Consider the following 15,110-nt stretch of genomic DNA (forward strand, 5'->3'; position numbering starts at 1 on the left):
GATGTGCTCCGCCGCGGCAAAGCGGAAGACGAGTATGCGCGCCGATGCTTTTCCGATTTACGAAAGCGCATATGGATTTCGAATACCCGATCTCATCGAAGCACGCAGCCCAATTTATTCATATTTATTGTCGAGACCATTATGTTGCTAATCACCGGCGGTGCAGGTTTCATTGGCGCCAACTTCGTTCTGGACTGGATTGCCGGCTCCGAAGAGTCCGTCATCAATCTGGACAAACTGACCTATGCAGGCAATCTCGACACGCTTGCATCGCTTGCCGACAACCCTCGACACACGTTCGTCCGCGGCGACATCGGTGACCGAGAACTGGTCGCCGACCTTCTGAAACAGCATCGCCCACGTGCGGTCATCAACTTCGCGGCTGAATCCCATGTTGACCGGTCCATTTCCGGCCCGGGCGATTTCATTCAAACCAACGTGGTCGGCACCTTCAACCTGCTCGAATCGGTGCGAGGCTACTGGAGCGAGCTTCCGGACGCAGAGCGTGAGGCGTTCCGCTTTCTTCACGTGTCGACCGACGAAGTCTACGGCACGCTCGGCCCCAACGATCCGGCCTTCGCGGAAACGAACCGCTACGAGCCCAACAGCCCCTATTCCGCAAGCAAGGCCGCGTCGGATCATCTCGTCCGCGCATGGCACCACACCTACGGCATGCCGGTACTGACCACCAACTGCTCCAACAACTACGGTCCCTACCATTTCCCGGAAAAGCTCATTCCGCTCGTCATTCTGAACGCGCTTGCCGGCAAGCCACTGCCGATCTACGGCGACGGCCAGCAGATCCGCGACTGGCTCTACGTGAAGGATCACTGCTCGGCCATCCGGCGTGTCCTGCAACAAGGGAGCGTCGGCGAAACCTATAACGTGGGCGGCTGGAACGAATGCACGAATCTCGACGTTGTCCGAACGATCTGCTCGATTCTTGACGAGCTTCAGCCTCGCAGCGACAAGCAGTCGTACGCAAGCCAGATCAGTTTCGTTCAGGATCGCCCCGGGCATGATCGCCGATACGCAATCGATGCCCGCAAGCTGGAGCAGGAGCTGAACTGGAAACCCAAGGAGACGTTCGAAGGCGGCATCCGGAAAACGGTGCGCTGGTACCTCGACAACCAGGCGTGGGTGCAGAACGTCACGTCCGGCAGCTATCGCGACTGGATCGACCTGCAATATGGAGCGGATGCATGCCGCGCATCCTGATCACGGGCTCCAGCGGTCAGGTCGGTTTCGAACTCGCGCGTGCATTGGCGCCGCTCGGCGATCTGCTGGTGCCGAAACGAAAAGACCTAGATCTTTCCGACGTCGGCACGCTCGCCGAGCGGCTCACCGCATTGCAACCGGACGTCATCGTCAATCCGGCCGCCTATACGGCAGTGGACCTTGCGGAAAGCCAGTCCGCACTGGCGCATGCGATCAACGCCGATGCGCCCGGCGTTATGGCGTCATGGGCGGCAAGCAGGAAGGTTCCGTTCATTCACTATTCGACGGATTACGTATTCGACGGCACGAAGGCCGAACCGTATCTCGAAGACGACATCACGCATCCTTTGTCGGTCTACGGGCAGAGCAAGCTGGCAGGTGAAACGGCAGTTCGCGCAGCCTGCAGCCGTCATCTGATCTTGCGTACGAGCTGGGTTGTCGGCGCACACGGGAAGAATTTTCTCAAGACGATTCTCAGGCTGGCACAAGAGCGCGAGCAACTCAACGTCGTCGCCGATCAAGTCGGTGCGCCGACCACGGCTTCCTTCATCGCCGACGTGACCGCCCACATGCTCGCCCGCGCGCTGTCCCCGTCGTTCAGCGATTGGGGAACGTACCACCTGGCCGCCGCCGGCGAAACGACGTGGCATGACTACGCGCGCCGTATCGTTCAGCTTGCCGAAGAATCCGGCATCGCATTGAAACTGAAGCAGGACGCGATTCAGGCCGTCCCCACCAGTGCCTATCCGACAGCCGCGACACGCCCCGCGAATTCACGGCTGAATTGCAGCAAGCTCGCCAATACATTCGACTTGCACATGCAACCCTGGCAATACGGCATCGATCATGTATTCGCCCAACTACAACATTGAAACCGAGAGCAGACCAACATCATGAAACGAAAGGGCATTATCCTCGCGGGTGGTTCGGGAACCCGTCTGTATCCTGCAACGCAGGCGGTGAGCAAGCAATTGCTGCCGATCTACGACAAGCCGATGATCTACTACCCGCTCAGCACATTGATGTTGGCAGGCATCCGCGACATTCTGATCATCTCGACGCCTCAGGATACGCCGCGCTTCGAGCAACTGCTCGGTGACGGTCATCAGTGGGGGCTCAATCTTCAATACACGGTTCAACAGAGCCCCGACGGACTGGCGCAAGCGTTCATCCTTGCCGAATCGTTCCTCGCGGGAGATCGCTCCGCACTCGTGCTCGGCGACAACATTTTCCACGGCCACGAATTTGTGCCGCTCCTGCACGAGGCCGCGCGCAAGGAAACCGGCGCCAGCGTGTTTGCCTATCGCGTCAACGATCCTGAGCGATATGGGGTGGTCGAATTCGACCAGGACGGTCGCGCAATCAGCATCGAGGAAAAGCCGGCTCAACCGAAATCGCACTACGCCGTTACCGGTCTGTATTTCTACGACAGCAAGGTCGTCGACATCGCCAAATCGATCAAACCGTCGGCTCGTGGCGAACTCGAGATTACCGATGTCAATGCGACCTACCTGCGCGAAGGCCTGCTCGACGTCAAGACGATGGGGCGCGGCTATGCGTGGCTCGACACAGGTACGCACGACTCGATGCTCGAGGCCAGCCACTTTATCGCCACGATGGAACACCGGCAGGGACTGAAAGTGGCGTGCATTGAAGAAATCGCCTATCGCCTCGGCTACATCGATTCCGAGCAGTTGCTCCGCCTTGCCGCACCGCTCAGCAAGAACGGCTACGGCCAGTACCTGAAAAACATCCTGAAAGAGCAAATCCGCTAACCAGGATCCCCCGCAACCCCGGTGGCCATGCACCACATTTGTGCCAGCCGGGGTATACATCGCGTTTCTCTTTCGATTGCGCGGCAGCCGATCCAGCTAAGATACCAACATTGTCGCCGGGTGCCGATCGTTGCAGCATGCGTGGAATCCGGCAGATTGCACACAATGGCGATCGTGCTGCAGAGGCCTCGATCGCTGATAACGACCGGCTCACTCTTCGAGGCAATATGCGCGTAGCCATCATTGGCGGATCCAACTCAGTCATAGCCAACGGATACATCGGCAGGTTCGCCAGCCACCTTGCTGCCATTTCGGGCCACGAGGTAACGCTAGACAACATTTCTGTAGGTGGCACCACCTCGCTCACCTCCATCGGCCGCCTTCAGGAAATTACCGAGGTACCTGATGTCGTCGTCCTCGAATATTCGCTGAACGATACGGGGCACCTCAATCATCGCCCCGACGGAGCGGAGCTGAAACGCCTGTTCCTGGAGATTCTCTTCAACGCCGCTGCGGAGCGCTTCCCGGGCGCGACCATCGTACCGCTCATCCTGTCCGCCCAGCCGTTCTACAGGACCGACATTCATAACCAGATCTACGATGCCGAAATTGCATGGTATCGGGATCGCGGGATTTCGTTCGTCGACACGCGCTCGTGGTTCTTCGATACGTTCGGCTGGCCGATTCCGTCTTTCGTCTACTCGGATGAAGCACACTACCACCGCGGCTGCACGGTCGCGATGATCGGCACGTTGCTGGCAGAACGCGTCAACGCGCTATGGCAACGGGGCCCGAAGCTCGGCGAACTGGCTCGCCCCATTTCCGTCCCCGGCACGCAGGCACGCCTGAAGCCCCGCTTTGTTTCCGCGAAAGAAATCGCGGCGAAAACCGGTACGGAAAGCAAGCTCGGCCGAATCGAAAATCGGCATGTAAAAGCGGATTGCCTGACGCTGATGACCGGTGAACGGCTTGCCATCCCTGTTTCCGGCATTCCGATCGCCGTGGCACTCGCATCGACCAATGCTCATTGGTACGCCGAACTGGAGCACGATGCGAGACTCCTCGCACTCTCGACCCGATATCAAGACATTCCGGAAGGAAAATTCATCTACTCGAGCATTCCGCTTCTCATGGAGAACAATCCCAGCCGGCTGGCTGCAATACCCGAAACGGGAACCATTGCGCTACACACCCGGCTGGCGCCGCCGTCGGGGCAGATGTTCACGTTCGACGGATTCCATGATGCGTCGCGCGAATCACGCCGTGAAAACCAGCTCGATCTTGCCGGTATTCTGGTTCTGGAAACTATTCGATAACCGCGCGCGGCACAAAAACGGAGCGGCACACGATCGTTGTCGCTGCTCCGTTGCCGCGGAAGACCGGGGCATGATCGGTCTTCAGAACAGATCGGCCGTTGCGAACGGAACGCCTTGCTGATCCTTGGCGGAAACGATGGGCGCGTCGCCCAGCGGCCAGTCGATATTCAATTGCGGATCATTCCAGAGGATCGTTTTTTCGTACTCGGGATACCAGTAGTCCGTCGTCTTGTACAGGAATTCCGCCGAACCGGAGGTCACCACGAATCCGTGGGCAAACCCCTCCGGAATCCAGAACTGCCGATTATTTTCGGCAGAGAGCGTCACCCCCACCCATTGACCGAACGTAGGTGATGAGCGCCGCAAATCGACTGCGACGTCGTATACCTCACCGGAAACCACGCGAACGAGTTTGGCCTGAGTATGTTGTATCTGGTAGTGAAGGCCGCGCAACACATTCTTCGCCGATTTGGAATGGTTGTCTTGCACGAATGCCACGTCGCGACCAATTGCCTCGACAAATTTTTTCTGATTGAAACTCTCAAAGAAAAAACCGCGCTCATCACCGAAAACTTTCGGTTCGATAATCTTCAAGTCCGGAATATTCGTGTCAACGATATTCACTCGTTCTCCCCAACTCAAATTCAAAGATCACCATCGCGGCCCATCACCGGATGTATATTCCTCCGCCCGGGCGCGGCGCCGCAGTATGGTCGACCGTGCATCGACGTCGCCCAGTGGGCACTTGCCTCGTCGCGTAGTGCAGCAACGAAGCCGTGGCGGGAATCGTTGCGCCCATCTGAAGACGGTCGTGGAGCCCCCTGCGCGTCGCCCGAAGACTACAACCAACGTGCGTCCATACCGTTCAATGACACCCGCACATTCGACACTCCGCCGCGCCCGCGAATTCGCGGCGTCGATTATCACATGTAACGGTTAGAATATGAAGCTGCCCCGCCACGGGCTTCCAGCGAATATTCCCCATCATCCGGCTGACCTGTGCAAAGAATTTTATTAGACGTGACGCGTTTGCAGACCCGCCTTTGCAAACGCATGCTCCCAACCGGAGTGGACCGCGTCGGCATCGAATACATTCGCCACTACGCGCCACGAGCTCGTGCCGTGCTGAGCGAACAGGGTTTTCACGCCGTGTTGTCGGAAAGGGATTCCGCCCTCGTGTTCCGGACGTTGCTGGAGCAGGATTTCAGTAGAGTCGCCGCGATGCGGATGCTCGGTGCCAAGGCGCTCCTGGCTGCATGGAAAAAAACGTCGGTTCCGGGCGGCGTCCTGTTGCACACCAGTCACTCAGGAATGGAGTTCGCGCGATACCCGCGGGCAATGCGCAAACTGGGCGTCCGCACCGTCTTCATGGTGCATGACCTGATTCCGCTGACTCATGCCGAATATTGTCGCGAAGGTGTTCGTGAAACGCATCGACGACGCATTCATACCGTTCTCGAACATGCGGCAGGTGTCATAGCCAATTCAAGCTTCACGCTGGATTCCCTCACCGACGAGGCGCATCGTGCCAAGATGACACTGCCACGCAGCGTCGTCGCCCGGCTAGCGCCCGGAATCGATCGACCGGCGACGGACTCTCGCGCCCCGCTCGATACGCCTTATTTCGTCATGCTTGGCACCATAGAACCGCGCAAGAACCATTGGTTCATGTTGCATGTGTGGCGTCGAATAGTGGAGGAATCAGGCGGCAATGCGCCGAAGCTCGTCGTCATCGGTCGGCGCGGCTGGGAATGCGAGAACGTCATCGACATGCTCGAGCGGTGCGAGAGCCTGAAGGGCGCCGTGGTGGAACAGTCCAACTGCTCCGATCGCGATCTGCAGGTGTGGCTGCAACACGCGCGCGCCCTTCTGTTTCCTTCGTTCGTGGAGGGCTACGGTATGCCGCTCGTCGAAGCACTGACGATGCAGGTCCCCGTCATCGCCAGCGACCTGGGCGTATTCCGGGAGGTGGCGGGTGACGTTCCCGACTACCTGGACCCGCTCGATGGCCCAGGCTGGATGGCCCGGATCCGCGCCTATTCGCAGGCACCGAGCCCCGAACGTGACAGCCAGCTGGTTCGAATCGCGCAGTTTGGCCCGCCCACGTGGACCGAGCATTTCGCCCGGGTCGACCGCTTCCTGGAAGAACTGGATTGAATGTCCGCGCCACCATGAGCGATTCACCTCGAGAATTCGGGCACACTTGGTCGTTGAAGCTGCACGAAATCACTCCAGGGCGACGCACGCTGAGCTGGTTGCTCGGCAAATCGCCCTATCATTGGGTCGACCGCAGGATGGCCGGGACGCTGGTGCAGCGACTGGCTCGCACATCCTCCCCGAAAACCCTGGCCGCATGGCCGGGCCCGGTTGCATCCTGTCGAGACTGGGGCATTCCACCCCTCTCGTGGTTTGCCGTGCCGCTCACCACGCACGATGCAATGCGCTCGCTGACCGACAGCATGAACAACATGCTGTTGACCGCGCAATCCGGTTGCCAGACGCCCGACATCCTGTCGCTGATGCAACGGGTACTCGAAACCGATGCATTGCACCCGGCGAACCGATTGACGGTCCCGCAACGGATCTTCGAATCTCGCTCGCCTCGTTCACGTATCGTCCTCGTCGACGAACGATCGCATTCCGCAACCAATCCCGGTTCACCCGAACGTGCTCGACGTCGCGCATTTCGCGCCATGCTACAAAATGCACGGTCGGCCCATCCCGACGCCGAGTTCTGGCTCGCACGCTCCAGCGACCCCGGGAGCGGTGCCTGGCTGTCGTCCGATACGGCGCTACCCAGCGACATTCGCCGGCTTCACGAACCATATTCACTCAGAGAAGTGCTCAGTGCAGCCGATCATCTGTACGTCGTTGGTGCGTCGGAAGGTGTCGGCGGACTATTGGCCGATGTCCCTACGCATGTGTTCGGCAAGCCGTACTACGCAGGATGGGGCCTCACGCACGACGCGCTCGAATTTCCGGAACGAACGGCTCGCCCGTCACTCCCTGCATTTTTTGACGTAGCGTTCCTTCGCCACGTCCGGTATCTGGATCCCGCAACGCACCAGCCTGGGACACTGGCGTCCGTACTGGAAAGCGTTGAGCTGCAACGATCTGTGGCCTCGCGCTTTTCGCGGCTCAAATGCGTTGCTGCCCTGCGTTTCCAATGGTGGAAACGGCCATTCGCCACCCCCTATCTGACAGCAGGTGGCGGCTCGTTGCGCTGGACCGATCTCCCCCGGCAACTGCGACCGGACGAACAGGCCGTCGTATGGGGAGGGCGCGACGCAACACAGGTTCCGTCCGGTGTTCAAGTCGTCAGGATCGAGGACGGCTTTCTCCATTCGATCGGTCTCGGGTCCGACATGATGGCGCCGTGCAGTCAGGTCATCGATCATCAAGGCCTGTATTTCGATGCAAGTCGTCCAAACGATCTGACGGCCATACTGAACGACACGACGTTTGACGCAGCCGAACTCGCGCGCGCAACCGCGTTGCGCACCCTCATTGCGGAACTCGGCCTCACGAAGTACAACCTTGGCCGGCGCGCACCGGCATGGCAGGCTCCGGGCGGCAAGCGAGTCGTCCTCGTGCCGGGTCAAGTGGCTGACGACGCATCCATCCGCCTCGGTACCCGGGCGATCAACACGGTCGAGATGCTGCTGCAGGAAGTTCGGCGGCTTCGGCCCGATGCGTTCGTCGTATACAAGCCGCACCCCGATGTCCTGTCAGGCAATCGTAACGGCCTCATCGACGCGGCACGATTCGCCGACATCGTCGACGCCGATGCCGATCTGATTTCGCTGATCGAACACGCCGACGAAGTCCATACGTTGTCGTCCCTGTCCGGCTTCGAAGCACTCTTGCGCGGCAAGGCGGTATTTACTTACGGTCTGCCGTTCTACGCCGGCTGGGGGCTCACGCATGACGCACTCGCGCCGCTGCCGTGGCGCGAGCGCACCTTGTCTCTCGACATGCTGACCGCCGGCGCGCTGTTGCGCTATCCGCTGTATTGGGATTGGCATCTGCGACGCTTCACGACTCCGGAAGCCATTTGCAGACAGATCGCCAAAGCCGCGGGCCGCCCGCTGGAACAGGTTCGAGGCAACCGCGTACGCCCGTTACTGAAGGCGATTCGCTGGACCCGCAATGCACTGATTCATTTCCACTGGCGCTGTCGACAGCATTTCCAGCGCATGTAGGGCGACGACCGTCCGGCCTTCGCTCGGCAATCGCCATGCATGGAATCATTTTCGCAAGAGGAGGCGATCGCGATAGGCAGGACACGTCGACGAACGAGCATCGCACGGTAGCGTCGCGCGCCCGGCCTGGCAATGTACGATCTCGGGAATGCCGCGTTGCGAACACCTGTCTGCCGGACAGTTGCTCCTTCCGCTCCAGTCAGATATAAAAAACGAACCAACCGCGGCTCGCCAGCCGCCCCCCCCTTTCCCCTCCCCCGGAGAACGCATGATCGATCTCGCCACAGCCCAGCAATTCCTGATGACCCGCGGTCTCGACTTCGGCCTCAACCTCCTCGCCGCGATCGTATTGTGGTTCGTCGGCCGCTGGGCAATCCGTATCGGCACGCGCCTGCTCGGCAAGGTCGTGCGCCGCAGCGGCAAGGTCGACCCGACACTGACCGACTACCTGACCTCCGTCGTCGGCGTGCTGCTGACGATCCTGCTGATCCTCGCGATCCTGCAGATCTTCGGCGTGCAGACGACCTCGTTCGCCGCCCTGCTCGCCGGCCTCGGCCTTGCGATCGGTACCGCCTGGGGCGGCCTGCTCGCGCACTTCGCCGCAGGCGTGTTCATGCAGGTGCTGCGCCCGTTCAAGATCGGCGACGTGATCAGCGCAGGCGGCGTCACGGGCACGGTAAAGGAGCTTGGCCTGTTCGGCACGACGATCATCACGCCCGACAACATCGTGACGATCGTCGGCAACAACAAGATCTTCTCGGACAACATCGCGAACTACAGTGCCACGCCGCACCGCCGCGTCGATCTGACCGCAAAGATCGCGAACGGCGTCGACGCGGTCGACGCGATCAACCGCCTGAAGACGTCGATCCAGCAGATCCCGAACGTGCTGACCACCCCGGCGCCGGACGTCGGCGTGCTGCAGTTCACGCCGGAAGGCCCGCTGCTGTTCGTGCGCCCGTCCACGGCACCCGAGCACTATTGGCAAGTGTATTGCGACACCAACCGCGTAATCATCGAGACGTTCCGCGACGCGCAATACCCGACGCCCGAAACCCCGATCTCGCATCGCAACGCGTAACGGCGGCACCGGACGAAAAATAAGCGTGGCACCCGCCACGCTTTTTCGTTACCCCGCTTTGTTAGAATAATTCCCCCGGCAACCGAGCCGTCACCCATTCGCCCTACCCTGGGCATCCCCGCATGAGTCTCCATCCGATCCTCCTATGCGGCGGCAACGGCAGCCGGCTGTGGCCGATGTCCCGCAGCAACTACCCGAAGCAATATCTGAAGCTGGCGGGAGAACAAACCCTTGTTCAGCAGACCGTCCTTCGCGCGAGCGAAGTGCCGGGGGTCGCGCCTCCAGTCATTGTCGCGAACCACGCGCATCGTTTCATGATTGCGGAGCAACTTCAGCACACCGGTATCAAGCCACGGGCGATCGTGCTGGAGCCGCTCGGCCGCAACACTGCACCAGCGATCGCCGTCGCGGCACGCATCGCGTTGCGCGACGATCCGGACGCGTTGCTTCTGGTGTTGCCGTCGGACCACATCGTCCAGAATCTGCCGGCATTTATCACGGCCGTCGACACCGCGGCCACGGTCGCAAAGCGCGGACATCTCGTCACATTCGGGATTCCCCCCAACGAGCCGCATACCGGATACGGTTATATCCGCCGCGGCGAAGCGCTTGAAACCGGCAACGGCGCTCACGCCGTCGACGCATTCATCGAAAAGCCCGACCGTGAACGTGCTGCGGAATTCGTCAACGACGGCCGCTACTATTGGAACAGCGGCATGTTCCTGCTGAATGCATCGGTCTATCTCGACGAGATCGCGCAACATGCACCCGACATCGCCCGATATGCAGCACAGGCACTCGATCACGCGCGGCAGGACTATGATTTTCTGCGTCTCGATATCGAAGCATTCGGCGCTTGCCCGGACATCTCCATTGACTACGCCGTCATGGAAAAGACGAAACGCGCGGCCGTAGTCGCGGCTCCTGAACTCGGCTGGAGCGATGTCGGTTCGTGGAGCGCGCTCGCCGATATTGCCGCGCGCGACGACCAAAACAATACTGTTTCCGGCGACATCTATACGGACACTGTCGAAAACTCCTACATCCGTGCGGAACACCGGATGGTCGCGGCGATCGGCGTCCGGGATGTCGTTGTGGTCGAAACTGCAGATGCCGTCCTGGTCGCGCATCGCGACCACGTCCAGGACGTCAAGAAGGTTGTCGAACAACTGAATCGTTCGGGACGGCTCGAATCAGTCACGCATCGTCGTGTCCCACGGCCGTGGGGCTCCTATGAAAGCATTGATGCCGGCGATCGCTTCCAGGTCAAGCGGATCATCGTCGCTCCTGGAGCACAACTGAGCCTGCAGATGCATCATCACCGCGCCGAACATTGGATTGTCGTGAAAGGCACGGCGCTTGTGACGAATGGCAATGCAGAAATCATCCTTACCGAGAACCAGTCAACGTACATCCCCCTCGGCACCCCACATCGGCTCAGAAACCCGGGCAAGATTCCGCTCGAACTAATCGAAGTCCAATCGGGCTCATATCTCGGCGAGGACGATATCGTCCGCTTCGAAGACTCCTACGGCCGCGCAGCGTCGTAACTAGGACATTTTCCGGCTCAAAGCACAGCCGGCCCGATCTCGCATCGCAACGCGTAACGGCGTCGCCGGACGAAAAAAAAGCGTGGCACCCGCCACGCTTTTTTTACTGCACCGAGACGAGAACGAAACGCTCCCGCTCAGCGCCCGCCCGCCTTCGGCGCATTATCCGACTGCTTCCCGCGCACCAGCTTCCACACCGCGCCAAGCGCGACCGGCACGACCGCCGCGCCGATCCCGACCAGCACGATCACGTTCAGGTACTGGCGGATGAACGGGATGTTGCCGAAGAAATAGCCGAGCAGCACGAGCAGCAGCACCCACACCAGCGCACCGATCACGTTGAAGAGCTGGAAGCGCGCGGCGCTCATCGACGACGCGCCCGCGACGAACGGCGCGAACGTCCGCACGACCGGAATGAAGCGCGCGAGCACGATCGTCTTGCCGCCGTGCTTGTCGTAGAACGAGTGGGTCTTCTGCAGCGCGGCGCGATCGAGGAAGCGCTCGAGCACCGGGATATGCGTATTGAACACCTTCGGGCCGATCCAGCGGCCGATCATGTAGTTCACCGTGTTGCCGGAAATCGCCGCGACGAGCAGCAGCACGATCAGCAGGCCGACATTCATCTCGCCCGTCGCCGCGAACGCGCCGCCGATGAACAGCAGCGAATCGCCGGGCAGGAACGGGAACACGACGAGCCCCGTCTCGCAGAACACGATCAGGAACAGCACGAGATAGACCCACGCGCCGTACTGCCGGATGAAATCGCCGAGGAAGGCGTCGATATGCAGGACAAGGTTGACGAAATGAAGCAGCGTATCCAAATGCGATTCCTCGAAGGCGATAGGGCCGGAACGGCCGAAAAAGGCTGAAGCGCCCACCGGTCAAGGCCGGGCGTGTTACGGACCCATGATACCGAAACTACCTTAAGGCTCCGTGAAAAAACGTAACCGCCGGTCGCCCCGGCACGCATTCGCCGCCTCGCTATAATTCGGCCATGTCCGATATCACCGAAACGGCCGCGGGCGCCGCGCCCGCCCCTGCTCCGCGCCCGCTGCGCGCGATCCAGCCCCTGCCCGACCAGCTGATCAGCCAGATCGCCGCCGGCGAGGTCGTCGAGCGCCCGGCGTCGGTCGTCAAGGAACTGCTCGAAAACGCGATGGACGCCGGCGCCAGCACGCTGCGCATCGTGCTGGAAGAAGGCGGCGTCAAGCGCATCTCGATCACCGACGACGGTTGCGGGATTCCGCCGGACGAGCTGGCGCTCGCACTGATGCGCCATGCGACCAGCAAGATCCGCTCGCTCGAGGAGCTCGAGGCGGTCGCGACGCTCGGGTTTCGCGGCGAAGCGCTCGCGTCGATCGCGTCGGTCGCCGAGATGTCGATCACGAGCCGGACGGCCGATGCCGCGCATGCGATGAAGATCGACGCGCAGACGGGCGTGCTGTCGCCGGCCGCCGGCGCGACCGGCACGACGATCGAGGTGCGCGAGCTGTACTTCAACACGCCCGCGCGGCGCAAGTTCCTGAAGAGCGAGCAGACCGAATTCGGCCACTGTCTGGAAATGATCCGCCGCGCGGCGCTCGCGCGGCCGGACGTCGCGATCTCGGTGCTGCACAACGGCAAGGCGGTCGAGCACTGGAATGCGACCGAGCCGGCGCAGCGCGTCGCGAAGATCCTCGGCGACAGCTTCGCGACCGCGCACCTGCCGCTCGACGAGCAGGCCGGCCCGCTCGCGGTCTACGGCTGCGCCGGCCTGCCGACCGCAAGCCGCGGTCGCGCCGACCAGCAATACTTCTTCGTCAACGGCCGCTTCGTGCGCGACAAACTGCTGACGCACGCGGTGCGCGCGGCCTACGAGGACGTGCTGCACGGCGACCGCTACCCGTCGTATGTGCTGTTTCTTGACCTTCCTCCCGAAGCCGTCGACGTGAACGTGCACCCGTCGAAGATCGAGGTGCGCTTCCGTGATTCGCGCTCGATCCACCAGTACGTGTTCCATGCGGTCCAGCGCGCGTTGGCGCGCCACGCGGGCGCGTCGCCGGAAACCACGGCGGGCGGCCATGCCGCACATATCGAACCGACGCCACGCGGGCCTTCTTCGTTCCTGGACACACCGCTCGGGCAGAGCCAGGGCCACGCAACCGGCAGCGGCGGTAGCGGCTTCTCGTCGCCGTCGTCGTCCTCGTCGTCGGGCAACACGTGGATGCGTCAGGCGCGGATGACCCAGGGCACGCTGCCCGTTGCGCAGCCGCTCGCGCTCTATGACGCGCTGTTCGGCCGCAAGGATACGGGCGCCGGCACGCCGGACGGCACGACGACCCTCGCACGCGATTCGGCCGACGCGCCGATCGCACCGCTGTCGGGCTTCACCGCATCGCCGATCGCCGCGACCACGCACGACGAGCAGCCGCTTGGCTTCGCGCTGGGCCAGATCCACGGCATTTACGTGCTCGCGCAGAATGCGCACGGCCTCGTGATCGTCGACATGCACGCGGCGCACGAGCGGATCCTGTACGAACAGTTCAAGAACGCGCTCGCCGACCGCTCGGTCGCCGTGCAGGCGCTGCTGCTGCCGATCTCGATGACGGCCACGCCGGTCGAGATCGGGACGGTCGAGGAAGAGCGCGACACGCTCGAATCGCTCGGCTTCGACCTGGCGGTGCTGTCGCCGACGACGCTCGCGATCCGCGCGGTCCCGGCGCTACTGAAGGATGCCGACCTGCAGTCGCTCGCGCGCGCGGTGCTCGCCGATCTGCACGCGTTCGGCGGCTCGCGCGTGCTCACCGAGCGTCAGCACGAACTGCTCGGCACGCTCGCGTGCCACCACGCGGTGCGCGCGAACCGGCGCCTGACGCTCGACGAGATGAACGCGCTGCTGCGGCAGATGGAAGCGACCGAACGCGCGGACCAGTGCAATCACGGCCGGCCGACGTGGTATCAGCTCACGCTGAACGACCTCGACCGCCTCTTCATGCGCGGACAATGAGCGCAGCACAGCACGCCAACCCCAGCCCGACGACGATCGCCTGCCTGCTCGGCCCCACCGCATCGGGCAAGACAGCCGCGGCGCTGGCGCTCGCCGCGCGCCGCCCGATCGAGATCGTCAGCGTCGATTCGGCGCTCGTCTACCGCGACATGGATATCGGTACCGCGAAGCCTTCGCTCGACGAGCGCGCGAGCGTGCCGCATCACCTGATCGACATCATCGATCCGGCCGACGCGTATTCGGCCGCGAGCTTCCGCGCGGACACGCTGCGCCTGATCGGCGAGATCGCCGCGCGCGGCCGCACGCCGCTGCTCGCGGGCGGCACGATGCTGTACTACAAGGCGCTGACGCAGGGACTCAACGACCTGCCGGGCGCCGATCCGGACGTGCGCGCGACGCTCGATGCCGAAGCCGAGCGCGATGGCTGGCCCGCGCTGCACGCGCGGCTCGCGCAGGTCGATCCCGACACGGCCGCGCGGCTCGCGCCGAACGATTCGCAGCGGATCCAGCGGGCGCTCGAAGTGTTCATGCTGAGCGGGCAGCCGATGTCGGCGCTGCTTGCCGCGCCGCGCCGCACCGACGATGCGGCCGCCGCTTACCGCTTCGTGCCGGTCGCGCTCGAACCATCGGATCGCGCGGTTCTGCACAAACGGATCGCGCAGCGCTTCGACGCAATGCTGGACGCGGGCTTCATCGACGAAGTCGAGCGGCTGCGCCGTCGCGAGGATCTCCATCCCGACCTGCCGTCGATGCGCTGCGTCGGCTACCGGCAGGCGTGGGAATTCCTCGACCGCGATACCGACTACCGGACGATGCGCGACAAGGGCATCTTCGCGACGCGCCAGCTCTGCAAGCGCCAGATCACCTGGCTGCGCGCGATGCCGGAGCGGATCGTCGTCGACTGCATCGCGCCGGACTCGACGGCCCGCGCACTCGACGCGCTCGAACGCGTGCTCGACGGCCGCACGCCGGGCTGACCGCG

The 15,110-nt window shown here is 62.3% G+C and carries 12 protein-coding genes; 10 read left to right on the plus strand and 2 right to left on the minus strand.

The genetic code is table 11. The annotated features are described in order from the left end of the window. The first annotated feature begins 141 nt into the window (after positions 1-141). The 4 genes from rfbB to LGM89_RS30885 all read left to right on the plus strand — a co-directional run bounded on the left by rfbB (position 142) and on the right by LGM89_RS30885 (position 4,309). The gene (gene rfbB, locus LGM89_RS30870) at positions 142-1,218 is read left to right on the plus strand and encodes a dTDP-glucose 4,6-dehydratase (RefSeq protein ID WP_226274936.1); all 1,077 of its coding nucleotides are present in this window, start codon (positions 142-144) and stop codon (positions 1,216-1,218) included. Further along, complete coding sequence (gene rfbD, locus LGM89_RS30875; protein ID WP_226274937.1) at positions 1,203-2,090, plus strand: dTDP-4-dehydrorhamnose reductase; 888 nt, start codon at positions 1,203-1,205, stop codon at positions 2,088-2,090. The genes rfbB and rfbD overlap by 16 nt, the downstream gene beginning before the upstream one ends. 21 nt (positions 2,091-2,111) lie before the next feature. After that, the gene (rfbA, locus tag LGM89_RS30880) at positions 2,112-2,993 is read left to right on the plus strand and encodes a glucose-1-phosphate thymidylyltransferase RfbA (RefSeq protein ID WP_089430641.1); all 882 of its coding nucleotides are present in this window, start codon (positions 2,112-2,114) and stop codon (positions 2,991-2,993) included. A 137-nt stretch (positions 2,994-3,130) separates the two neighbouring features. After that, entirely contained in the window at positions 3,131-4,309 is a 1,179-nt protein-coding gene (locus LGM89_RS30885) for an SGNH/GDSL hydrolase family protein (RefSeq protein WP_226274938.1), read from the plus strand. A gap of 81 nt (positions 4,310-4,390) precedes the next feature. Here LGM89_RS30885 and rfbC read toward each other — a convergent pair whose 3' ends face one another. Continuing rightward, on the minus strand, positions 4,391-4,933 hold the full coding sequence (rfbC, locus tag LGM89_RS30890) for a dTDP-4-dehydrorhamnose 3,5-epimerase (protein ID WP_226274939.1): 543 nt from the start codon (positions 4,931-4,933) through the stop codon (positions 4,391-4,393). Between the two features lie 375 nt (positions 4,934-5,308). Between rfbC and LGM89_RS30895 the strand changes: the two genes are divergently transcribed. The 4 genes from LGM89_RS30895 to LGM89_RS30910 all read left to right on the plus strand — a co-directional run bounded on the left by LGM89_RS30895 (position 5,309) and on the right by LGM89_RS30910 (position 11,142). Further along, complete coding sequence (locus tag LGM89_RS30895) at positions 5,309-6,466, plus strand: glycosyltransferase family 4 protein (RefSeq protein WP_226274940.1); 1,158 nt, start codon at positions 5,309-5,311, stop codon at positions 6,464-6,466. A 14-nt stretch (positions 6,467-6,480) separates the two neighbouring features. After that, positions 6,481-8,511 (plus strand): capsular polysaccharide biosynthesis protein, encoded by a 2,031-nt coding sequence (locus tag LGM89_RS30900; RefSeq protein ID WP_226274956.1) that lies wholly within the window; start codon positions 6,481-6,483, stop codon positions 8,509-8,511. A gap of 268 nt (positions 8,512-8,779) precedes the next feature. Next, complete coding sequence (locus LGM89_RS30905; RefSeq protein WP_226274958.1) at positions 8,780-9,592, plus strand: mechanosensitive ion channel family protein; 813 nt, start codon at positions 8,780-8,782, stop codon at positions 9,590-9,592. 122 nt (positions 9,593-9,714) lie between these two features. Then, positions 9,715-11,142 (plus strand): mannose-1-phosphate guanylyltransferase/mannose-6-phosphate isomerase, encoded by a 1,428-nt coding sequence (locus tag LGM89_RS30910; RefSeq protein ID WP_226274960.1) that lies wholly within the window; start codon positions 9,715-9,717, stop codon positions 11,140-11,142. A 137-nt stretch (positions 11,143-11,279) separates the two neighbouring features. On the opposite strand, the gene LGM89_RS30915 is transcribed toward LGM89_RS30910, so the two are convergent. Then, complete coding sequence (locus tag LGM89_RS30915) at positions 11,280-11,963, minus strand: DedA family protein (protein ID WP_175240430.1); 684 nt, start codon at positions 11,961-11,963, stop codon at positions 11,280-11,282. Positions 11,964-12,136: 173 nt separating this feature from the next. Here LGM89_RS30915 and mutL point away from each other — a divergent pair, with 173 nt between their 5' ends. Next, on the plus strand, positions 12,137-14,128 hold the full coding sequence (mutL, locus tag LGM89_RS30920) for a DNA mismatch repair endonuclease MutL (RefSeq protein WP_226274962.1): 1,992 nt from the start codon (positions 12,137-12,139) through the stop codon (positions 14,126-14,128). Continuing rightward, positions 14,125-15,105, plus strand: a complete 981-nt coding sequence (gene miaA / locus LGM89_RS30925; RefSeq protein ID WP_226274971.1) for a tRNA (adenosine(37)-N6)-dimethylallyltransferase MiaA — start codon at positions 14,125-14,127, stop codon at positions 15,103-15,105. Before mutL ends, miaA begins: the two co-directional genes overlap by 4 nt. Positions 15,106-15,110 lie beyond the last annotated feature (5 nt).

It is taken from the genome of Burkholderia sp. AU31624, assembly GCF_020420065.1.
Taxonomy (GTDB): domain Bacteria; phylum Pseudomonadota; class Gammaproteobacteria; order Burkholderiales; family Burkholderiaceae; genus Burkholderia.

Excerpts from the sequence above, each read along its gene's own strand:
- mutL (WP_226274962.1), top strand. The coding sequence starts at position 12,137 with ATGTCCGATATCACCGAAACGGCCGCGGGCGCCGCGCCCGCCCCTGCT.
- LGM89_RS30910 (WP_226274960.1), top strand. The coding sequence starts at position 9,715 with ATGAGTCTCCATCCGATCCTCCTATGCGGCGGCAACGGCAGCCGGCTG.
- LGM89_RS30885 (WP_226274938.1), top strand. The coding sequence starts at position 3,131 with ATGCGTGGAATCCGGCAGATTGCACACAATGGCGATCGTGCTGCAGAG.
- rfbD (WP_226274937.1), top strand. The coding sequence starts at position 1,203 with ATGCCGCGCATCCTGATCACGGGCTCCAGCGGTCAGGTCGGTTTCGAA.
- LGM89_RS30905 (WP_226274958.1), top strand. The coding sequence starts at position 8,780 with ATGATCGATCTCGCCACAGCCCAGCAATTCCTGATGACCCGCGGTCTC.
- rfbB (WP_226274936.1), top strand. The coding sequence starts at position 142 with ATGTTGCTAATCACCGGCGGTGCAGGTTTCATTGGCGCCAACTTCGTT.
- rfbA (WP_089430641.1), top strand. The coding sequence starts at position 2,112 with ATGAAACGAAAGGGCATTATCCTCGCGGGTGGTTCGGGAACCCGTCTG.
- miaA (WP_226274971.1), top strand. The coding sequence starts at position 14,125 with ATGAGCGCAGCACAGCACGCCAACCCCAGCCCGACGACGATCGCCTGC.
- LGM89_RS30900 (WP_226274956.1), top strand. The coding sequence starts at position 6,481 with ATGAGCGATTCACCTCGAGAATTCGGGCACACTTGGTCGTTGAAGCTG.